The 22,877-nt window shown below is 27.0% G+C and carries 23 protein-coding genes; 17 read left to right on the top strand and 6 right to left on the bottom strand.

Annotated features, from left to right (window positions below):
- Position 1 precedes the first annotated feature (1 nt).
- The 8 genes from MPF13_RS14855 (at position 2) to MPF13_RS14890 (ending at position 9,200) form a co-directional block, all read left to right on the top strand.
- Positions 2-1,579 carry a T9SS type A sorting domain-containing protein gene (locus MPF13_RS14855; protein WP_249983551.1) on the top strand — a complete coding sequence of 526 codons (1,578 nt, stop codon included), beginning with the start codon at positions 2-4 and terminating at the stop codon, positions 1,577-1,579.
- Positions 1,580-2,530 carry a GSCFA domain-containing protein gene (locus MPF13_RS14860; protein WP_249983552.1) on the top strand — a complete coding sequence of 317 codons (951 nt, stop codon included), beginning with the start codon at positions 1,580-1,582 and terminating at the stop codon, positions 2,528-2,530.
- 102 nt (positions 2,531-2,632) lie between these two features.
- A complete protein-coding gene (locus MPF13_RS14865) occupies positions 2,633-3,139 on the top strand; it encodes a hypothetical protein (RefSeq protein WP_249983553.1) in 507 nt (168 codons plus the stop codon).
- On the top strand, positions 3,136-4,128 hold the full coding sequence (locus tag MPF13_RS14870; RefSeq protein ID WP_249983554.1) for a hypothetical protein: 993 nt from the start codon (positions 3,136-3,138) through the stop codon (positions 4,126-4,128). Before MPF13_RS14865 ends, MPF13_RS14870 begins: the two co-directional genes overlap by 4 nt.
- A 294-nt stretch (positions 4,129-4,422) precedes the next feature.
- The gene (locus tag MPF13_RS14875; protein ID WP_249983555.1) at positions 4,423-5,736 is read left to right on the top strand and encodes a hypothetical protein; all 1,314 of its coding nucleotides are present in this window, start codon (positions 4,423-4,425) and stop codon (positions 5,734-5,736) included.
- A gap of 362 nt (positions 5,737-6,098) precedes the next feature.
- Complete coding sequence (locus MPF13_RS14880; protein ID WP_249983556.1) at positions 6,099-8,069, top strand: tetratricopeptide repeat-containing sensor histidine kinase; 1,971 nt, start codon at positions 6,099-6,101, stop codon at positions 8,067-8,069.
- A 45-nt stretch (positions 8,070-8,114) separates the two neighbouring features.
- Positions 8,115-8,768, top strand: coding sequence for a response regulator (locus MPF13_RS14885; RefSeq protein WP_249983557.1), 654 nt, complete (start codon positions 8,115-8,117; stop codon positions 8,766-8,768).
- 45 nt (positions 8,769-8,813) lie between these two features.
- On the top strand, positions 8,814-9,200 hold the full coding sequence (locus tag MPF13_RS14890; protein ID WP_249983558.1) for a hypothetical protein: 387 nt from the start codon (positions 8,814-8,816) through the stop codon (positions 9,198-9,200).
- Between the two features lie 96 nt (positions 9,201-9,296).
- Here MPF13_RS14890 and MPF13_RS14895 read toward each other — a convergent pair whose 3' ends face one another.
- Entirely contained in the window at positions 9,297-9,578 is a 282-nt protein-coding gene (locus tag MPF13_RS14895; protein ID WP_249983559.1) for a rhodanese-like domain-containing protein, read from the bottom strand.
- 326 nt (positions 9,579-9,904) lie between these two features.
- On the opposite strand from MPF13_RS14895, the gene MPF13_RS14900 reads away from it, so the two are divergent.
- From MPF13_RS14900 to MPF13_RS14920, 5 genes are all read left to right on the top strand, one after another.
- Positions 9,905-10,681, top strand: coding sequence for a M48 family metalloprotease (locus MPF13_RS14900; protein WP_249983560.1), 777 nt, complete (start codon positions 9,905-9,907; stop codon positions 10,679-10,681).
- Between the two features lie 58 nt (positions 10,682-10,739).
- Positions 10,740-10,991 (top strand): hypothetical protein, encoded by a 252-nt coding sequence (locus MPF13_RS14905; RefSeq protein WP_249983561.1) that lies wholly within the window; start codon positions 10,740-10,742, stop codon positions 10,989-10,991.
- Positions 10,992-11,306: 315 nt separating this feature from the next.
- Positions 11,307-12,824: a 2,3-bisphosphoglycerate-independent phosphoglycerate mutase gene (gene gpmI / locus MPF13_RS14910; protein ID WP_249983562.1), complete on the top strand. Its 1,518-nt coding sequence runs from the start codon at positions 11,307-11,309 to the stop codon at positions 12,822-12,824.
- Positions 12,825-12,843: 19 nt separating this feature from the next.
- Entirely contained in the window at positions 12,844-13,368 is a 525-nt protein-coding gene (locus MPF13_RS14915) for a thioredoxin family protein (protein ID WP_249983563.1), read from the top strand.
- Positions 13,368-13,769, top strand: coding sequence for a BT0820 family HAD-type phosphatase (locus tag MPF13_RS14920; protein WP_249983564.1), 402 nt, complete (start codon positions 13,368-13,370; stop codon positions 13,767-13,769). The genes MPF13_RS14915 and MPF13_RS14920 overlap by 1 nt, the downstream gene beginning before the upstream one ends.
- A 6-nt stretch (positions 13,770-13,775) precedes the next feature.
- Here the strand turns inward: MPF13_RS14920 and MPF13_RS14925 are convergent, their stop codons facing one another.
- Entirely contained in the window at positions 13,776-15,041 is a 1,266-nt protein-coding gene (locus MPF13_RS14925) for an acetyl-CoA hydrolase/transferase family protein (protein ID WP_249983565.1), read from the bottom strand.
- 132 nt (positions 15,042-15,173) lie between these two features.
- On the opposite strand from MPF13_RS14925, the gene map reads away from it, so the two are divergent.
- Complete coding sequence (gene map, locus MPF13_RS14930) at positions 15,174-15,983, top strand: type I methionyl aminopeptidase (RefSeq protein ID WP_249983566.1); 810 nt, start codon at positions 15,174-15,176, stop codon at positions 15,981-15,983.
- 5 nt (positions 15,984-15,988) lie between these two features.
- On the top strand, positions 15,989-16,759 hold the full coding sequence (locus tag MPF13_RS14935) for a class I SAM-dependent methyltransferase (protein WP_249983567.1): 771 nt from the start codon (positions 15,989-15,991) through the stop codon (positions 16,757-16,759).
- On the opposite strand, the gene MPF13_RS14940 is transcribed toward MPF13_RS14935, so the two are convergent.
- A complete protein-coding gene (locus MPF13_RS14940) occupies positions 16,760-18,037 on the bottom strand; it encodes a hypothetical protein (protein WP_249983568.1) in 1,278 nt (425 codons plus the stop codon).
- A 73-nt stretch (positions 18,038-18,110) separates the two neighbouring features.
- Positions 18,111-19,103 carry an FAD:protein FMN transferase gene (locus MPF13_RS14945; RefSeq protein ID WP_249983569.1) on the bottom strand — a complete coding sequence of 331 codons (993 nt, stop codon included), beginning with the start codon at positions 19,101-19,103 and terminating at the stop codon, positions 18,111-18,113.
- 115 nt (positions 19,104-19,218) lie between these two features.
- Between MPF13_RS14945 and MPF13_RS14950 the strand changes: the two genes are divergently transcribed.
- Positions 19,219-20,064, top strand: a complete 846-nt coding sequence (locus tag MPF13_RS14950; protein WP_249983570.1) for an OmpA/MotB family protein — start codon at positions 19,219-19,221, stop codon at positions 20,062-20,064.
- A 78-nt stretch (positions 20,065-20,142) separates the two neighbouring features.
- Here the strand turns inward: MPF13_RS14950 and MPF13_RS14955 are convergent, their stop codons facing one another.
- Both MPF13_RS14955 and MPF13_RS14960 read right to left on the bottom strand, forming a co-directional pair.
- Positions 20,143-20,508 carry a DUF8840 domain-containing protein gene (locus MPF13_RS14955; RefSeq protein WP_249983571.1) on the bottom strand — a complete coding sequence of 122 codons (366 nt, stop codon included), beginning with the start codon at positions 20,506-20,508 and terminating at the stop codon, positions 20,143-20,145.
- A gap of 98 nt (positions 20,509-20,606) precedes the next feature.
- Positions 20,607-21,959, bottom strand: coding sequence for a DEAD/DEAH box helicase (locus MPF13_RS14960; protein WP_249983605.1), 1,353 nt, complete (start codon positions 21,957-21,959; stop codon positions 20,607-20,609).
- Between the two features lie 153 nt (positions 21,960-22,112).
- On the opposite strand from MPF13_RS14960, the gene MPF13_RS14965 reads away from it, so the two are divergent.
- Positions 22,113-22,877, top strand: a complete 765-nt coding sequence (locus MPF13_RS14965; RefSeq protein WP_249983572.1) for a TatD family hydrolase — start codon at positions 22,113-22,115, stop codon at positions 22,875-22,877.

The following is a 22,877-nucleotide window of genomic DNA, read 5'->3' on the forward strand; positions in this document are numbered from 1 at the left end:
TATGAAGAAATTAAATAGAAGAGATTTTATAAAATTAAGTACTTACGCTTCTGCTTCATTGCCTATTGCATTAAGTGGATTTCCTTTATATGCAAACAAAAAACCATCAGAATATAATTTTTCTGAAGACAATGAGAACATCTTGGTTTTAATACAATTACAAGGTGGTAATGATGGATTAAATACCGTTTTTAATTTAAGTCAGTATGATAATTTACAAAGTGTAAGATCTAATATTATTATTCCAGATACTCGTTTATTAACTCTTAATGATGAAACAAAGTTGCATCCTTCTTTATCTGGATTGAAAGGAATTTGGGACAAAGAAAAACTATCTATAATTCAAAATGTAGGGTATCCAAATCAAAACAGGTCTCACTTTAGATCTACTGATATCTGGAATTCTGCTTCAAGAGCAGAAGATTATATTTCGTCTGGTTGGGTAGGTCGTTTTTTTGATGTAAACCATCCAGAATTTCCAGAAAATTATCCAAGTGAAGAAATACCTCATCCTTTTGCAATTACCTTAGGAAAGGTTGTTTCTGAAACTTGCCAAGGTTCTAATGCAAATTTTTCTTTAGCTATTTCTAACCCTAAAAATCCAGGAACTGCTTTAGTATCTAATACTGGAGAAATTCCTTCTAATTGTTATGGAGATACTTTAAGTTTTGTAAACAATACAATTAAACAAACCAATGCTTATGCAGATGCAATTACAGAAGCAGAAAATTTAGGTAATAATTTATCTACCAAATACGAAAATAGCAACAACAATAAATTAGCTGGAAAACTAAAAAATGTAGCAAAATTAATTTCTGGTGGATTAAAAACTAAAGTATATATTGTGCAACTTGGTGGTTTTGACAACCATGATAGCCAAGTAGAAGAAGGAAATGTAACAGAAGGAAAACACAGTGACTTATTAAAAGAATTATCTGAAGCAATTGCTGCTTTTCAAGAAGATTTAGAATTATTAAATATTGATGATAGAGTAATTGGAATGACGTATTCTGAATTTGGAAGAAGAATTCGTTCTAATGCAGGTTTGGGAACAGATCATGGTACAGCAGCTCCTATGTTTTTGTTTGGTAATTGTGCTAAAAATCAAATTTTAGGTGATGCTCCAGAAATTGATACTGCTGTTGATGAAAAAGAAGGTGTACAAATGCAATTTGATTTTAGAAACATTTATAGTACACTTTTAACAGATTGGTTAGGAGCAACAAAACAAGATTCTACTTCAATTTTATTTGATGAATTTGATGCATTGCCTTTATTTAAAACAGGTTGTTCTGCTGCACTTTCTTCTAACGAGTATATGTTAAATCAATTAGAAATAGACATTTATCCAAACCCAACTATTAACAATTTAAATATTAAATTTTTGGGTAAAAACGAAAATGTTAAAATTATACTTTACAACAGTATTGGAGCAGTTGTAAATCTTATTACAAATAAAAAATACAACAGTACTTTACATACTATTAAAATAGACGTATCTCATTTACCTAAGGGAAATTATTTTATTCATTATCAAACTAAAAGTATTTCTAAAACTAAAAAAATATTGAAATATTAAATGAAACTTCAAACACAAATCCCTATAAAAAAACAAGCTAAAAACACAATAGATTACAATTCTAAATTATTGTTATTAGGTTCTTGTTTTTCGGATAATATTGGAGATAAACTAAATTATTTTAAGTTTCAAACAAGTATAAACCCTTTAGGAATACACTTTCATCCAAGAGCAATAGAAACTTTAATTACCAATGCAATTAATGAAAAAAAATACACGTCAGAAGATTTAATATTTCAAAATGAACGTTGGCACTGTTTTGATGCACATTCTAACTTAAGTTCATCTATTAAAAATGACATATTAAATAATTTAAACACTACTATCTTATCTACAAAAAAACAATTAAAAGAAGCTTCACATATAATAATTACCCTAGGAACTTCTTGGGTTTATAGGTTTATAGAGTTAGATAGTATTGTAGCTAATTGTCATAAAATTCCACAAAAAAAATTCTTAAAAGAGCTGCTAACTATCAATGAAATTACAGAAAGTTTAGACGCAATTTATGCTCTTATAAAAACCATTAACAAAGACATAAATATCATTTTTACAGTATCTCCCATCAGACATTTAAAAGATGGTTTTATTGAAAACACACAAAGCAAATCTCATTTAATTGCTGCAATTCATTCTGTCATTAAAGACAATAAAAACGCACATTATTTTCCTAGTTATGAAATAATGATGGATGAATTAAGAGATTATCGTTTTTATGCAGAAGATATGATTCACCCAAATAAAACTGCAATTAACTATATCTGGGAAAAATTCATAGATTCTTGGTTTACTGAAAATAGTAAACAAATTATGAAAGAAGTAGATGTAATTCAAAAAGGAATGTTACACAAACCATTTAATGAAAATTCTACACAACATCGTCTTTTTTTAGAAAACTTAGAAAAAAAGAAATCTAATTTAATTGCTCAATTTCCTTCAATAACTTTTTAAATCTTCATTTCTAAATACGTCAAATGACGTATTGTTTCTACTTTATATTTTTATGATTTTTGGAGTGTAACTTTAAAACTCATAAAGAATTCCCTTTTAAAGATGGAACAGACAATTAATTTTAAGCTTTTGGCCACTTGGGAATATTCTGAAAAAGAATGGAATGAATTTGTAGACATTGAAAAAGCCAATAAAAAGGAAGATAATATCTATTTTGGTATTGGAATTTTAGTTTTAGGTACCTTTGGATTGATGATACTTAGGCAAACTAGTTTTTTAATGGGGTTACTTTTTGCAGCTCCACTTGCTTTATTAATTCCATTTTTAAGATTTAAATTTAGTTATCCACATTTAAAAAAGAATGCCAAAAAACCATATATTAAAATTTTTAGTGATCATTTAGAAATTAACAAACATATTATAGATTTATCTGGAAAAAGAAAGAGACTAAAAAACATTAAAATTATTGATGCAGTTAATCAAAGAAAACTTTTAGAGTTCGATGTTCAGTGGATTACTGCTAAAGGACCTACAAATGATGAGTTTAGAATTTTAATTCCTAAAAACAAGCTTAATGAAGCTACTACAATTTTAAAAACAATAAAATGAAAAAATTTCTTTACTCTTTTGGTATTCTTTTAGTTACATTTTTTTTTGTTTCTAACTCTGCACAACCAGGAGTTTGGAACGCTGGTGGTAGTGGAAGTTTTACACTTTTATATCCAGAAGACACTATTGCTTACAAAAAAATTCAGATGAAATCTGAAAACATTTACATGCAACTATACAAAGGTTTTGCAACTGTAAAGGGCAATTACTATTTTAAAAATACGGCTACAGATACTTTAAAAATTAAAGTAGGATATCCTATAAATAATGTATTCGAAAACATAGATTTTCATCATCAAGTAAATGAAGTTAGAGTAGATGGATTGTATAAAATTAAAGGGCTTGTTAACGGAAATGAAGCAGAAGTTTTTAAAAAACCAAATGCTCAAAATGACAATTGGTATGTTTGGGAAATAACTTTTCCTCCAAATAAAATTACAGAATTTACTGTTTATTTCTTAGTAAATACTAATAATGCCAAAACCATTGAAGGTTATGAATCTGACAAAAAAAATGCTTTTATTTACTTAATAGAAACAGGTTCTATTTGGAAATCTCCAATTGAAAACGGAAATTTTTACACACAATTAAAAGACAATCTATCAATAAACAAAGTAAAATCAAGTTCTCCAACTTCTTTATATTTTGATGAAGAGAATTCTGTTTTAAAGTTTTCTTTATCTGATTATGGAAAAAAACCAGATCCAAATTTTGTAATTACTTACGGAAAAACCATTAGTAATTTTAACTTTGAAGCAATTACTAAAAACAGTGATTCTTATTTTAATGAAATTAATACATTTTCTAAATTAAATTTCAGCAAGAATACCTATTCAGATATTGATTTACCAAACCCTTATAAAGTAGGTGGTATCTCTAACAAAGCTATTGGGTTTCTTTTTTACTTATCTATTTACGGAATCCCTTTTTTTACAGGTATAATCGTTATTTTACTTTTAGTTTTATTGTACAAGAAAATTAAAAAATAATTCAATTTTAATAAAGATAAAAATACGGCAGATGCCGTATTTTTTTTTGAGTAAATATGTTTGAATTTTGTAAAACAACATTAAAACATAACTAAAAAAACAAATATAGTTTTAACATTAATTACTTTTTCAATTTTCCTTTTTAGTTGAACAAGTACTAAATGATTAAATAAATTAAGAACTATTTAAAAACATTAAGATTGTTTTTTAGGGTTACAGATGGTTGGTGGTTTCTAGAATATAAACCAACCATCTCCTTTAAAACAATAAGTATTAACCTTAAAAACAAACACAATGAAAAAACTAACAATTTTATTATTTCTACTAACAGTATTTCAATTTGATGGATTTAGTCAAACAGAAATCTACAATTTAGAATCGCAAAACTTACATAAAAATGTTCAAAAAACTATAGAGCATTATTATACTTATGATAAAAACAGTGGTGGTTTTGTAAAAAAATCTGTGAGTATAAAAAGATATAATGATCATGGTAATTTAGCAGAAACTTATTATTTATATAATAGTACTTATTCAGAATCCAATCCTACTAAAAAAATCTATAATTATAATAGTAAAGATTTATTAGTAAGTACAAAAAACATAAGCGATGTTACTAATAAATACAGCTCTCATTATGAGTTTACTTATGATAAAAAAGGAAATCTTATTAAAAGAGAGTCTGTTTCTAAAGATGGAAGTAAATATGTTACTTTATACGAAAATGATAGAAAAGGAAGGGTTATAAATAAAAAAGAATACAACAAATCTAATAAACTAATTGCAGAAGTAAACTACACTTATAAAGGAAACAAAAAAACACAAAACAGAACTAGTTTTAGCGGTAAAGATGGTAGTATTTCTGGTAATTACATTACTGTTTATAAAGACAACATAAAGGTTTCTTATAAAGCAGATAGTAAGTATAGTAATTCAAATACTACTTATGAATATGATAAAGAAGGCAACCTTTCTAAATCAAATTATAAAGGAAAAACAAATTCTACCTCTTCATATAATTATGTGTATGATAAAAAGGATAATTGGATTAAAAAACACCATAATTCAGGCAAATATCATTATTTCTATTTTAGAGAAATATACTTTAAAAATGGTGACGTAACAGGAAGTAGTGAGTTTGATAGAACTTTTATAAATAGACATGGTAATTTTGATAATGTTGCTGTTGTTCCTTTAAAAAAGAAAGATTTAAAAAAGAAAAACAATACTTCTTACGATTCTGGAATGCCTAGTTTTAGTTACAAAAACTGGAAATATTCATTTGTTAACATGAAAGATAAAGTAACAGATGTTTCTGGTAAAGTAAATCTTTCAGTTCCAAATAATTCTAAATTAACAAATGGTGCAACTGTAAAATTTAGAGTAGAAATAAATGGAGCAGACACTAAAAACCTAACCTATACAGTAAGTTCTTATTATTTTGACACAAAAACAAAAAGACATTTTTGGTCGTTAAAATCTAGCACTAATGATTCTAAAGGAACTTTATGCCTTTTTAAAGAATCACAAAACTTAAGAAGTGTAGACATTGTTGGTTTATTAATGGTTGGTAAAGAAGACAATAAACTCAGTTTTTATCTACAATAAAAAAAATAATGCTTAATCTATTGGAATATCCCCCATTCTTTTTTTTCTCTCTACTACTTGTAATAGCTGCTATAATAATATATTTTACTTATAGTTTTAAGGTATTAAAGGTAGTAGAGAATAAAAAGTTAAATCTGATTTATTCTAAAATAGAGGCCGAAAAAAAAATAGCCAAAGAGTTTAAAAATTCTGATAATGATGTTGTAGTTTTTAATAACAAAACTCAGATTAAACTTCAAAAAATAAAAGTTGGCATTTTAAATATAGATTTTACTTTGAGAGAATTGTATACTTAAGCTCTCCTAGCAAATTAATAATCAAATATTTGTAAATTAGTTTCTTAATTTATTAAATTACATCTTATGTTTTCACATTTTAAAAAATTAGTATTTATAGTTTTACTTTGTAATTTTAGTACATACTCTCAACAAAAACAAATTAACACTTTAAAAGAAAAACTAAAAGGTGAAAACATTTCAGATTCTTTAAAAATTAAAATATTTGGTGATTTAGGGTGGTATTATGGAAACATCAATACAGATTCTGCTTTTTATTACACAAAAAAGGGATTAAACCTATCTTTTAAAAAAAATAATTTAAAAGGAATTGGACAATCTTATAATGATCTTGGTATTATTTATTACAGAACTTCAAAATTTGATTCTGCTGTTTATTATTATAAAAAATCTCTAAAAACAAGAACAGAACTAAATGATTCTGTTGGTATTGCAGGTTTGTATTCTAAAATAGGAATTGCTTTTCAAAAAACTGCTACTTTAGATTCTGCATTATTTTTTAATAATAAATCCATAAGAATTTATGAAAATTTAGGGTTAAAAAGGCATATATCAATTAATCAAAACAATAATGCCAATATATATCAATCTTTAAATCAATTAGACAAAGCTCTAGAAATACATTTTGATATATTAAAATATAGAGAAACAACTAAAGTACCTATAGATTTGGTAAACTCATACACTAATATTGGAAACATTTATTTTAAAAAGAAAAAATATAATGACTCTAAAAAATACTATAACAAAGCATTATCTATAGCAGAAAAAAATAATTTTAATAATGTGCTATCTGTTATTTATAACAATTATGGAAGTATTTATAATGATGAGGGCAATTCTAAACTAACATTATGGTATTATAAAAAAGCCTATGATATAAGAAAAAAATTAAATGACGTTTATGGATTAGCTAGTACAACTGCAAATTTAGGAATACATTATTATGAAGCTGGTTCTTTTAATAAAGCTAACATCTATCTTCAAGAATCTGTAACTCTTAGCAAAAAAATAAATGCTAAAGAAATAGAACTAAATTCTTACAGGTTTTTATTACTTCTTAACGCACATCTAAAACAACCAGATAGTGTTTTATATTATCAAAAAAAATATGACAACTTAAATAATCAAATTCTTAATTCTAATATAACAAAACAAATTACAGAGATTGAAGCTAAATATAAAACTGAAAAAAAGGAAAAAGAAATTTCTATTCAAAAAGAAAAATTATTAAAGCAAGAATTAGCACTTAAAAACAAAACTTTATATACTATTCTTTTACTTGCATTCATTATTATTTTATCGATAATTTTTATCGGTATTTACAAAAAAAACCAATTTAAAAGAAAACAATTACAAAAAGAAATAGATTTAAAAGATGCCCTAGCAACTATTACTACTCAAAATAAATTACAAGAACAACGTTTAAGAATATCTAGAGATTTACATGATAATATTGGCTCTCAACTTACTTTTATTATTTCGTCCATAGATAATTTAAAATATATTTCTAAAGATGCCAATCAAAAATTAAAAGACAAGTTATCAAATATAAGTTCATTTACCTCAGATACAATACATCAACTTAGAGATACTATTTGGGCTATGAATAAATCAGAAATTTCTGTTGAAGATTTACATGCCAGAGTATTATCTTTTATTGAAAAAGCAAAATCTGCAACAGAAAACATAGAGTTTGAAATTGTAGAAAAAATAGACAAGAACACTTCTTTCTCTTCATTAATAGGAATGAACTTATTTAGAGTTATACAAGAAGCAATTAATAATGCTATTAAATATGCTGATGCTTCTAAAATAGAAATATCATTACAAAAAAATAAAAATCTTTTTGAAGTTTTGATAAAAGATAATGGAATTGGTTTTGATTTAAATACGGTAGATTTAGGAAATGGGTTAAGCAATATGGAAGAGAGAATGAATAATATTAATGGAAAAGTAAATATTAATTCAAAATTAAAAAGTGGTACAGAAATATCAATTTCTATTTCTTTAAAAAATACGGCAGATGACGTATAAAATAGAATTTCATATTTTTTTAACTTAGTAAAAAAACCAAACCATATGAATTTGAAAGTTTGCATAGCAGAAGACAACTATTTTTTAGTAAAAGCTATTAAAGAAAAACTCTCTTTTTTTGACGATATTTCTTTAAAATTTCATGCAAACAATGGCGCTGAACTTATTGGAAAATTAGAAGAAAACCATAATATAGATGTTATTTTAATGGATATTCAAATGCCAGAAATGAATGGTATAAAGGCTACAGAAATTGTAAAAAACAAATATCCTCAAATTAAAGTAATAATGCTTACTGTTGTAGATGATGATGATTGTGTTTTTAAAGCAATAAAAGCAGGAGCAAATGGTTATTTGTTAAAAGAAATTAATGCAGAAAATTTACACAAAAGTATTATAGAAGTAACCAAAGGTGGTGCCCCTATGACACCAAGTATTGCGTTAAAGACTTTAAATTTATTACGTAACCCAGATTTAGCAAACATAAAAAAGTTAGAACAAGAAGAAATAAAACTATCTAAAAGAGAAACCGAAATTTTAGTTCAATTAAGTAAAGGCTTAAACTACAATGTAATTTCAGAAAACTTAATTATTTCTCCATCTACAGTTAGAAAACACATAGAAAACATCTACAAAAAATTACAAGTACACAGTAAAATGGAAGCTGTTATGAAAGCTCAAAAAAGAAACTTAATTTAATCTAATTTTTTTATGTATTTTTATAGGAGATAATTCCCCAATAAAATGTTTCAAAAAATTATTATAGGAATACTTTCCGGTTTTTTAATAGGTCTATTTGTTACTTCAATTTTTGTTTCAAAAGAAACAACTTTCATAGATTTATTTCTATCAAAAATAACTGCTACATCAATAATAACAGGTGGTGTTTGTGGTGTTTTTGCACATAAAATAAAATCAAAATTAAAAGTATTTCTACTTTCTATAGTTATAGGAGTTATTATTTTTTATTTAAAGTATATTATTACAAATCATAATTACGATCCATTAACAATGGGAGCTTTTGTTGGTGCAATGTTAGGTGGTACTTTTGCTGTAATAAGAAAAGTAACACACTCAATTAAAGTTTATAACAGACTTCAAAGACATAGAAAAAAAGGATTTAATCACTAAATTTTATATAACTTATAAAAAAATAGGATTGTAACTTTTAGTTACAATCCTATTTTTTGTTTATAATATCTATTTAAGATATACCTATAATTTTTATTATTTAGAAACGTATTGGTCTACATTTTGCCAAGGTCCTCCATTAATAACATCTACTCCATTATTCGTTAAAAACTGAGTAGCTTGTCCACTTCTTGCTCCACTTCTACAAACAGCAATTACTGGTTTGTTCCAAGCTTTTATTTTTTCTATTTCTAAAGGTATTACTGTTAAAACAACATGTTTTGCTCCAGCAGTATGTCCTTCATCCCATTCAGCTTTTGTTCTAACATCTAAAATAACTGCTCCTTTTTCTAAATATTCTTTAATTTCTTCGCCCATATTTTTTCTTCTAAATAAATTAAATAAACCCATATTATATTCTTAATTTTTATACAAAACTAAGTCATTTTAAAAAAGCCATGTGTAGCATTTGTTACAATCTAAACTTTTTAAAATAAAATAATTAAATGCAAATATAAATCTATTAACAATAATTTATCCTATTGTAAATCTCTTTTTAACTGATTAACCTTTTCTGTTAGTTATTCTGTTAGTGCAATAAATCTCTCCTTTCTTACAGTTTAATCTAAATAAGTTGATTTAATAAAAACCAAATAAAAAATCTGTTTTGTATCTTTATCGCTAACAACAAAAAATCAAAAAAAATGAGGTTTAATAGAAATGGAAGTAAATTTAAAATACGGCTTTTTATAGGTATAGCCATAGTTGCCTTTGCTTATTTAAAAAAATGTAGTCAAAGTGAGGTAAACCCTTATACAGGTAAATCTCAATCAATAAGTTTATCTCAACAGCAAGAAATAGCTATTGGATTACAACAAGCACCAATGATGGCACAACAACATGGTGGTTTGTATCCAAATCAACAATTACAAGACTTTGTAGACAAAGTAGGTAAAAAATTGGTTGATAATTCTATAGCAAAAAGATCTAATTATAAATACGAGTTTCATTTATTAAAAGATGAAAGAACAATTAATGCTTTTGCACTTCCTGGAGGTCAAATATTTATAACCTATGCTTTATTTTCTAAATTAAAAAACGAAGATCAATTGGCAGGTGTATTGGGTCATGAAATTGGACATGTTTTAGGTAAACATTCTAATGAAAGAATTACAGATGCTAATTTTTGGAAACTTCTAACCATGGGAGCTTCTGTTGGAGCAGATTTAGGAGATTTAGCAAACGGAATTGGACAAAAAACTTTACTTAAAAATGGACGTGGAGACGAATTAGAAAGTGATGAACTTGGAGTTAAACTAATGATTGATGCAGGTTACAATCCAGAACATTTAATTGGAGTTATGGAAATTTTAAAAGCAGCAGCTGGACCTAACAGAGTTCCAGAATTTCAAAGTTCTCATCCAGATCCAGAAAATAGAATTCAAAAAATTAAAGAAGCTATTAGAAAATATAGAAAGTAAAATACTGTAACATTTCTTAGAAATCTACTACCTATAAGTAAATAAAAAAATATAAGCTATGGGTTTTGGTGGTTCTGTTGCAGCAATGATTGCAAGTTTAAAGGCAAATAAAAGAACGCGAGTTTCTACTTTTGATAAAATAAAAGATTTTAAAAAAAGTAGTAAAACTGAACTTTATTTTAAGAAAAAAGCTTCTCCTTTAGAGTTAAAAAAAATTAGAGATAAATTACAAAAAGAAAATGATGCTAATTTTAAAAGAAAAATATTATTTCTTATTACATTATTAATAATATTACTATTTTTAATATAAAACAAATAGCGATTGCCTTTAACTAGCAATCGCTATTTTTTTGCCTTTAGATTAATTAATTCAAATAAATTACCCAAAGAAAACCTTTAAAATTTGGGGATATCAAGCTTTTAAAATGATTTTATACAATAAAGACTTCTCTAAAGAAAAAATGTTTCACTTAAAACCACAAAACAGTATTTATTAAACAAAATTATAGGTTACTGTTAAGAATTAAACCAATAATTTATTCTTAATAATTACGCTATCGGTTTCGTAAAAAAATGAGAATCAAGCCAAAAAACTTTCTTATTTTTACTGCTCAATTTTAAGACAATGAACAAGAAAGTTATACTAATGATTTTGGATGGTTGGGGAATTACACAAGACCCAAAAGTATCCGCTATTTACAACGCAAAAACACCTTATATTAATGGGTTATATGACCAATATCCAAATGCAGAATTAAGAACAGATGGAGAGCATGTTGGTTTACCTGAAGGACAAATGGGTAACTCAGAAGTTGGACACATGAATTTGGGTGCTGGTAGAATAGTTTATCAAAATTTAGCACGTATAAACAAAGCTGTAGAAGAAAAAACTTTAGGTAAAGAAAAAGTATTATTAGATACCTATAAATATGCTAAAGAAAATAATAAAGATGTTCATTTATTAGGATTGGTTTCTAATGGAGGAATTCATGCGCACATAGACCACTTAAAAGGTTTACTAGATGTTGCTAAAGAAAATGAAGTAGAAAATGTGTATTTACATGCTTTTACTGATGGACGTGATTGTGACCCAAAATCTGGTACTTATTTTATAAACGATATTCAGGAATACATGAAAGAAAGTACAGGAGAATTAGCTTCTGTAACTGGGCGTTATTATGCAATGGATAGAGATAATAGATGGGAACGTGTAAAAGAAGCATATGATGGTGTTGTTAATGGTGAAGGTTTAAAAACAACTGATGCTATTGCAACAATGAACGCCAATTACGAAGCTGGTTTAACAGATGAATTTCATAAACCAATTATTGTAACAAATGAAGATGGATCTCCAAAAACACAAATTAAAGAAGGAGATGTTGTTTTATTCTTTAACTACAGAACAGATAGAGGTAGAGAATTAACAAATGTATTGTCTCAAAATGATTTTCCAGAATTTGGAATGAAAAAATTAGATCTTTACTACACAACAATTACTTTATATGATGAAAGTTTTGAAGGTATTAACGTAATTTATAATACTGACAATATTAAAAACACATTAGGAGAAGTTTTATCTAATGCTGGTAAAAAACAGATTAGAATTGCTGAAACTGAAAAATATCCTCACGTAACATTTTTCTTTTCTGGAGGACAAGAAGCTCCTTTTGAAGGCGAATCTAGAATATTAAGAAATTCTCCAAAAGTTGCAACTTACGATTTAAAACCAGAAATGTCTGCTTATGAATTAAAAGATGCTCTTTGCCAAGATTTAGAAAAAGGAGAAGCAGATTTTGTTTGTTTAAACTTTGCAAACGGAGATATGGTTGGTCATACAGGTATAATGGAAGCTGCAATAAAAGCTTGTGAAGCTGTTGATGAATGTGCAAAAGCAGTAATAGAAACAGGTTTAGAAAATGGTTATTCTATCCTTTTAATTGCAGATCATGGTAATTGCGAAACAATGATGAATCCTGATGGTTCACCTCATACAGCACACACAACAAACCCTGTTCCATTCATTTTAATAGACAAAGAAATTAAATCAATAAAAAGTGGTATATTGGGAGATGTTGCACCAACAATTTTAGATCTTATGGGCGTAGAACAACCAGAAGAAATGACGCAACATTCTTTATTATAATTAAATAAAACTTAAAAAAATGAAAAAGATTCTTTTATTAGCATTTGTAATCATGTTATCCTCTTGTACTGCACAACAAAAAATAACTGCAGAAAAAAACAAAAATGGAGACTTAGTTGGTATTGCTAATAAAGAATCTTTTAATCAAACTCCTTACAACACTTGGTTTAATCAAAAATATGACTCTTATAAACCAGATGAAAACACAATTTCTTTTCTTAAAAAAGAATTAAAAGGAGTTAAGATTAAAGGTTTTATGGGTACTTGGTGTGGAGACAGTAAAAGAGAAACTCCACGTTTTTATAAAATATTAGAATTATCCGATTTTAATTTAAAAAACTTCGAATTAATTACGGTAAACAGAGGTAAAAAAACTCCAGATAACTTACAAGAAGGTTTAGATATTAAAAGAGTACCAACTTTTATTTTTTACAAAAATGGTAAAGAAATTGGTAGATATGTTGAGTATGCAAGAGAGTCTTTAGAAAAAGATATCTTAAAAATTGTTTCAGGAAAAGAATATAAACATTCATACGACAATTAATGTTACCAAATAATCCTCTTATTATTGCTGTAGATTTTGACGGTACAATTGTAGAAGATGCTTACCCAAAAGTTGGTAAAGAAATGATTTTTGCTTTTGATACTCTTAAAAGATTACAAGGTCAAGGGCATAGATTAATTCTTTGGACATACAGAAGTGGTAGAAAATTAGATGAAGCTGTTGCTTTTTGTAAAGAAAATGGTCTTGAGTTTTATGCTGTAAATAAAAATTTTCCTGAAGAAGAATATGATGAAAAATACAGTCGTAAAATTCATGCAGATTTATTTATAGATGATAGAAATGTTGGAGGTTTTTTAGGATGGACTGCAATACACAAAGCCATCTTTAACTATGAACCTCCTGCAAAAAAGAAAAAAGGTTTTTTCTCATTTTTTAAATAACAACTATTAATTCATTTCTCTGTATTCTCTCTCTAAATTTTCTCTATGAGTTGGATGCGCAATTTTAATCAACTCTTTTAGTCTTTGTTTTAAGGTTTTACCATACAAATTAGCAACACCATATTCTGTAACAATATAATGAGCATGTGCTCTTGTAGTTACTACTCCTGCTCCATTTTTTAAATAAGGTACAATTTTACTCTCTCCTTTAGCTGTAACAGATGGAAGTGCAATAATTGCTTTTCCACCATCACTTAAAGATGCTCCCCTAATAAAATCTACTTGTCCACCAACACCAGAATACATTCTAGGCCCAATAGAATCTGCACATACTTGTCCAGATAAATCTACTTCAATAGCAGAATTAATTGCTACCATTCTTGGATTTAATTTAATATTAGCAACACTGTTTACATAATCAGAAGATCTTAATTCTATAAACGGATTATCATCTACATAATCATATAATTTTTTGCTTCCTATTAAAAATGTAGCCAAGGCTCTACCAGGATTAATTCCTTTAAAATTGCCATTTATTACATCTTTTTCAATTAAATCTACTACTCCATCAGAAAACATTTCTGTATGTAATCCTAAATTTTTATGATTTCCTAATCTAGATAAAACTGCATTAGGTATTGTACCAATACCCATTTGTAAAGTACTTTTATCTTCAATTAAACTAGCAACATAATCTCCAATTTTATTTTCTATTATTGTAGATGTTGACATATGATGTTCAAAAATTGGAACATCAACTTCTACAAGTGTATCTATTTCAGAAATATGAATAATTCCTTCTCCATGAATTCGTGGCATTTTTGGATTTACCTGTGCAATAACATGTTTTGCATTTTCTATAACAGCTAAAACAGCTTCTACAGAAACACCTAAAGAACAATAACCATGTCTGTCTGGAGATGAAACATGAATTAAAGCGACATCTACAGGCAAAACATTTCTCTTAAATAACAAAGGTACTTCACTTAAAAAAATAGGTGTATAAGAACCATTTCCTGCTTTTAAAGTATGTCTTACGTTTGCACCTATGAATAAAGAATTTACATGAAAACTATCTTTTAACTTTACATCTGCATAAGGTGCTGCACCTTCTGTGTGTAAATGGCAAACCTCAACATTTCTTAATTCTTCATGTCTATTAGTCATTGCAATTATTAACTCTTGAGGTGTTGCTGCTGCAGCCTGTACATAAACTCTATCATTAGATTTTATAACTTTAACGGCCTCTTCTGCTGAAAGATAATTATACATTTTGTTAATTTTTAGAATACAAATTTCTAAAAAAACTACTATTTAAAATGTGAAATATATCATATTAATTCTTAGAAACTCTTCATAATTTAAAAATCTAAATAAGTATCTTTGCCTTTCAATTTTTTTAACATGATTAAAATAAAAACTAGAGAAGAAATAGAAATTATGCGCGAAAGTGCTTTAATTGTTTCTAAAACATTGGGTATGCTAGCTAAAGAAGTTAAACCTGGAGTTTCTACTTTATATTTAGACAAACTTGCTGAAGATTTTATTAGAGCAGAAGGTGCTATTCCTGGTTTTTTAGGATTGTATGATTTTCCAAATACACTTTGTATGAGCCCAAACTCGCAAGTTGTTCATGGAATTCCAAACAAAAAACCATTAATAGAAGGCGATATTATTTCTATTGATTGTGGTGCTCTAAAAAATGGTTTTTATGGTGATCATGCATATACTTTTGCTGTTGGTGAAATTGCTGACGAAACAAAAAAACTTTTAGAGGTAACTAGAGAAAGTTTGTATGTTGGTATTCGTGAATTTAAAGCTGGAAATAGAGTTGGAGATGTTGGTTATGCTATTCAGAAATTTACAGAAGACCATGGTTATGGAGTTGTTAGAGAATTGGTAGGTCATGGTTTGGGAAGAGAAATGCATGAAGATCCAGAAATGCCAAATTATGGTAAAAGAGGAAGAGGAAAAAAGTTTACAGAAGGTATGGTTGTTGCAATTGAACCTATGACAAACCTAGGAACTCATAAAATTAGACAGCATGCAGATGGTTGGACAATAACAACTTTAGATAATAAACCATCAGCTCATTTTGAACATGATGTTGCTATTGTTAATGGTAAACCAGAGTTACTTTCTACATTTAAATATGTGCATGAAGCATTAGGTATAGAAACTAATGAAGAAGATGAATTTAGAGCAGATTCTTAATATTTGTGTCTTTATTTAAATCCATATTAAACACTGTACCAAGACCTTGGCTAATTAAAGCAAGTTACTTAGTTAGACCTATTATTGCTTTATCTTTAAAAGGAAATAAATTTACAGACCCAATAGATGGTAAAAGCTTTCGTAAGTTTTTACCTTATGGTTATGGTAAACAAAGAGAAAATGCACTTTCTCCATCTACTCTTTCTTTAGAAAGACACAGATTAATGTGGTTATTTTTAAAAGACGAAACAAACTTCTTTACTTCAGAAAAGAAACTAAAAACGTTACATATAGCACCAGAACAATGTTTTTTAGACATTTTTAGAAAACAAAAAAACTTAAATTATATTACCTCAGATTTAGAATCTCCAATTGCAGATGTAAAAGCAGATATTTGTAATTTACCTTTTAAAGACAATTCTTTTGATGTTGTTTTTTGCAATCATGTTTTAGAACATATTACAGATGATACAAAAGCAATGCAAGAACTTTTTAGAGTAATGAAAAAAGGCGGTTTTGGTATCTTTCAAATTCCACAAGACTTATCTAGAGAAACTACTTTTGAAGACAACTCTATTACTGATAAAAAAGAACGAGCAGAAATCTTTGGACAGTATGATCATGTAAGAGTTTATGGTAAAGATTACTTTAATAAATTAAGATCTATTGGTTTTAAAGTAGATGAAATTGACTACACAAAAAAAATCGCTCCAGAAAAACTAGAACGATTTTGTTTGATGAAGAATGAAATTCTTCCTGTATGTTATAAAAAATAATTATTTATTATTTCTTAAAAATTCTGCTATTTTTTCTAATTTTTCGTTTCCTAAAATTATAAATTCACCTTGCATTAATTGGTAAGAACCGTTTGATAATTTTACAACTTTAGTATTACCAGTATAAACTCCAGATTCATTATCAGGAGCTCCAACTTTAGTTCCATTTTGATTAACCCAAACAGTTTCATTATCTTTTATTGCTTGAAATTTATTATTATAAAAAGCTCCTATAAACTGGTATCTAGAAGTACTTCTTAACATTTTTCCATCTATAGAACATAAAAAAGAATGCACTTTATAATTATTGTTAATATATAGAGGGTGTATACCACCTCCTAAATGACCTCCAAATTTGTACCAAACTTTATTTACTTTTAACTCATCATCTTTGTTATACTTATCAATAACGTCGTTCTTTTTTAAATTTTTAAATAAATCTTGTTTATTAGCAACTTTTACGTTTTTCTTTAAATTTAAATCATAAACCATTGGCTCATAAGAGTTGTTTGGATATGTAACTAATCTTCCATTTCCACGAGGTAACATTACTTCTCCATAATGAGTAGAAAGCATATTAAAATCTGAAGGACTTGGTAATGTATAACCCGTTTTAGAACTAGCATTATAACAATAAATTTTAGTAGCTTCTTTTACTTTATTTTTTAAAATAAAAAAGCCATCAAAACTTAATGCATCTTCATAAAGATCTGCTTTTAACAATACTTCTCCTTTATCATTTATAATACCATAATAATTATTTGCCTTAAAAAGGGCTAAATTATTTTTATCAAACTTATAAATACTATCAACTTTAAGAGACAAGGATTCAGACTTATTATTCCAAATAGTTTTTAAAGAATCTATTCTTTTTAATTCTTTTTCTTTTCTTAAGCGTTCTTCTTCAATCCTTTTTTCTTCTGCTAATTGAGCTTCTAATTCTTCATTAATATTAACAAATAAGTCTAAAAACTCTAAATATTCTTCTGATTTTTTATTTTTAACTAATAAAAAATATTGTTTGGCATAAGATTGAGCTTCTGCAAAATTTGTTAATTCATAATGAATTATTGTTCCTAATCTAGCAACTTTAGAAGAAGTAATAGTATCCATGTATTTCATGGCTTTGTCAAAATGAGTCAATGACAGTTGTACTTCTAAGTTTTCAAGACTCTCTTTAGCCCTTTTTACATAGACATTTGCAATGTCTTTATTAGATTGAGCGTTTGATAACGCAAACGTCATTAAGCATATAAATGCTAATAGTAATTTTTTCATAGTAGTTGTAGTTATCCCCGTTTACAAAACGCAATATAGCAAAAATAGAGCGTAATCTACTAACAAAAAATACCTACTTATAAGTATTTGTCTTATATTCTTTTAACACACCCTTTTTATCAACAAATAATAATATTGCATCTATATTTTTGTGTTTATCTAAAAATTCTATAGATTTTTCTAATCCCATAGCCATAAAAGCAGTTGCATAAGCATCTACATCTGCACAATCTAAACTAGCAATAACTGAGGCACTTAGTAAATTACTTTCTTTTGCATACCCTGTTAAAGGATTAATTGTATGTACAAATTTTTGTCCTTCTTTAGTTAATCTAAATTTTCTATAATTACCAGAAGTTGCCATAGACTTATTAGATAAATTTAAATTTTTATATCCTTTATTTTTATCTTTATTTAATGGATCTACCAATTTAATTATCCAAGGAACATTATTTTCTTTTGTTCCTTTAGCTCTAATTTCTCCTCCAATTTCAACTAAAAAATTATCTACATTTTTACCCATTAAAAAACGAGCAACAACATCAATTCCAAATCCTTTAGCAATTGAGTTAAAATCTAAATAAATTTTAGGGTCTTGTTTTACAATTCTTCCTTTTTCTAATAAAACTTTATTAAGACCAACATACTTCATTTGCTCTAGCACTTCATTTTCTGTTAAAGATTTCTTTTCTCTTTTAGGACCAAAACCCCATGCATTAACCAAATTACCAACTGTAGGATCAAAATATCCATTGGTTTCTTTATGTATTCTTTTAGACTTTTTAAAAACTTCAGTAAATAAATCATCTACCAAAACAGAAGAATCTCCTTTATTAATTTTAGAAATATCTGAAGAAGGAATATAGGTAGATAACGACTTATTCATTAAATAAAACAAACTGTCTATCGATTTTTGATAGTTCTTTGATGCGTTTAAATAAACAATTTTATAAGTAGTACCAAAAACATGACCTTTTAAAGTATAGTTTTTTCTTATTTCTTGCTTTGAACATGCAAAAAACATTATACTAATCGTAAGAAAAAGAAGATTTTTTTTAAGTATCATTAATTTTATATTCAGTTCACAAAAATAGTGCATAAAGTTTTCATAAAATATCATTAATACTACTTTTTATAGATACATTTTGCTAAATTTGTTAACTGAATTTAATCTTTAGACGATGAAAAAAATATCATTACTGTTATTAACTGCAGTTTTAGTTAGTTCTTGTGTTACAAAAAAAGAATTTGTTGCTTTACAAACTAAACATGATCAAACTAAAAAAGAATTAGTAAATGTAAAAGCTAACTTACAAAAGTGTTTAATTGAAAACGAAAAAGAATCTACACAAGTTTTTGGTTTAACAGAACAAGTAAAAACCCTAAAAGAAGATAAAAAAGTAGCTTTAAAACAAGTTGAAAACTTAACTGTTTTAACACAATCTTCTTCAGATAATATTAAAAGTGTAATTTCTCAATTAAGCGAAAAAGACAAATATATTAATGGTGTAAGAAAAGCAATGACTCAAAAAGATTCATTAAATCTTGCTATTAAATATCATTTAACTAAAAACTTAACAGATGGTATACAAGATAAAGATATTGAAGTAAATGTTGAGAAAACTGTTGTATTTATATCTATTTCTGACAAATTATTATTTAAAAGCGGAAGTTATAATGTAACTGACAAAGCTTATACAGTATTAGAAAAAATAGCTAAAGTTATTAAAGGGCAACCTAAAATGGATGTTATGATAGAAGGTCATACAGATTCTAACCCTATAAAAACTGATTTCTTACAAGACAACTGGGATTTATCAGCTAAAAGAGCTACTTCTATTACAAGAATTTTACAATATAAATATGGTGTTCAACCTCAAAGGTTAATTGCTGCTGGTAGAAGCCAATATGTACCTTTAGTTGAAAATGACTCTGATGTTAATAGAGCAATTAACAGAAGAACAAAAATTATTATAATGCCTAAATTAAATCAGTTTTTTGATTTGTTAGAGCAAGATACTGAGTAAAATATTATTAAAAAACCATCTGATTTTCAGATGGTTTTTTGTTTTATAATTAATTATTTTAATTAAAAATTAAGACTTTTACTCTATAATCTTAATAAAATCATCAAATGCTTCATAGTAAGGTTGATTTTTAAAAACAGGGTTATCAACACTTTCTGCATTAGCAATACCAACACCAGCAAACCAAACTTTTGCATTTTGCTTTATAGCATGATTTTTAAAAGTTTCCATCCAAATTGCATCATATTCATTAGGATTTTGAATATTGTTAGTAGCTTTAACCAATACAAAAATTGTAGGTTCTCCTTTTTTAAATAATACAAACTGAGGATGTTTTTTTAATTGGCTATTTATTGCCTGAAATTCATACCCCATTTTTGTAAGTTTTTCACCTACAATATTCATTGCCAAATTGTGCAATTCTTGTTCGGTTAAAATCTGCATTTCCTAAAATAAAATTATTGAATTATGTATCTTTTATTTGTCATTTTATTATTATTTCGCTTAAAATGACAGTAACTTAACTTTTTTTAAAAGTTAATCTACTTCTTTTTATTTCTTTTATTGTAATTTTTATCTCCCCTAGTTTTAGGCTTCTTATATTTTTTAGCAATTTCTCTTCTATAAGATCCACCTAAATTTACTTTACTATTTTTCTCGCTTTTTTCATGAAAAGCAGGTCCAGGTACATACTCTAAACCAGATCTATTTTTAGATTGTTCATTATCTTCTTTAGGCCTTTCATCTTCAGTTAACATTGTAGAAATTTCTACTTCATCTGGCAATTCTAAAACAGGAATTTTATAATCCATTAACTCTTCAATACCAGCTTTAGCTTCTTGTTCTTTTTCGGTTGAAAAAAGAATGGTTTTTCCTGCTTTTTCTGCACGACCAGTTCTTCCAATTCTATGCATATAGTTTTCTGGAAAATCTGGAGTATCAAAATTAAATACATGAGAAACTTCATCAAAATCTAAACCACGAGCCATTACATCTGTTGCTAATAAAATTCTGTTTTTCCCTTCATCAAACTGACGGATAGAACGTATTCTATAATTTTGAGTTTTATTAGAATGGATTACACACATTTCATCATTAAACACTTCTTCTAAATGTTTAAACAACAAATCTGCAGTTCTTTTAAATGCAACAAAAATTAATACTTTACTATACGTTTCTTTGTCTTTTAAAAGGTAATTTAACAAATTTACTTTAGTAAAAAAGTTAGGTATATTATAAGAAACTTGCTTAATATTATCTAAAGGAGTTCCACTAACTGCTACAGAAATTTTAGTCGGATTTTTAAAAAAATCGTAAATTAAAGCATCCACATCTTCAGTCATAGTTGCAGAAAAAAGCACATTTTGTCTTCTTTCTGGTATCACATCAAAAATGTTCATCAATTGAAAACGGAAACCTAAATCTAACATTACATCTACCTCATCAATAACCAATTTTTGAATAGATTTAAGTTTTAAAGCATTGCTTAAAGCCAAATCATACAAACGTCCTGGTGTAGCAACAATTATATCTTGTCCCTGTAAAATAGCTTGTTTTTGGGTATTAATGTTTGTACCACCATAAACCCCTAAAACACGATTATTAATGTATTTTGATAGTTTTTCTATTTCATCTACTACCTGAATTACCAATTCACGAGTGGGCACCAACACTAAAACTCTTGGATGTTGTTGCTTAGAAAACTTTAATTCTTGCAAAATAGGCATCATATAAGCAAAGGTTTTACCTGTACCAGTTTGTGCAATTCCCACAACATCTTTCCCCGATTTTACTACAGAAAATGCTTGTTCTTGAATTGGTGTTGGGTTTACAAAACCTAAATCATCAATAGCATATTGTAGTTGTTTAGAGATTCCTAAATCTGTAAAAGTCATTCTAATTATTTTTTGCAAAGGTACATTTAAAGTTTTGAGTGACGAATTTTGAATTTTAAGTTTAACAGGAAACTAAAAAAATAAAAATCTGACAGTTTTCATAAATTTTGAAAGTCTAAATTTAGTAGTTTTGTTGCTTCCTAAATAACTTAAATGATTACAGATACACACACCCATTTATATTCAGATCAGTTTAATGAAGATCAAGCAGAAATGATGCAAAGAGCTAAAGATGCTGGGGTTTCCCGCTTTTTTATTCCTGCTATAGATTCTTCATATACAAACAAAATGTTGCAGCTAGAAAAAGAGTATCCAAATGAAGTTTTTTTAATGATGGGATTGCACCCAACTTCTGTAAAAGAAAATTATTTAGAAGAATTAGCCCTGGTAAAAGAATGGATTGATAAAAGAAATTTTTATGCAATTGGAGAAATTGGTATGGATTTGTATTGGGACAAAACTTTTTTAGAACAACAAAAACAAGCTTTTAAAACTCAAATACAATGGGCAAAAGAAAAAAAACTACCCATAAACATACATTGCAGAGATGCTTTTGATGAAATTTTTGATGTTTTAGAAACCGAAAAAGGAGATGATTTAAGAGGTATTTTTCATTGCTTTACAGGTAACAAAGAACAAGCAGAAAAAGCTATTTCTTACAATATGAAATTAGGAATTGGAGGTGTTGCAACCTTTAAAAATGGTAAGATTGATAAATTTTTAAATGAAATTGACATTAAACATATTGTTTTAGAAACTGATGCTCCTTATTTAGCTCCTACTCCATTTAGAGGCAAAAGAAATGAAAGTTCATACATAACTAATGTTGTTGATAAATTAGTTGATATTTACGGACTTTCTTTCGATGAAATTTCGGAAATTACTACTCAAAATTCTAAAGACGTTTTTAATATTTAA

The sequence above is a fragment of the Polaribacter sp. Z022 genome, assembly GCF_023555495.1.
GTDB lineage: Bacteria > Bacteroidota > Bacteroidia > Flavobacteriales > Flavobacteriaceae > Polaribacter.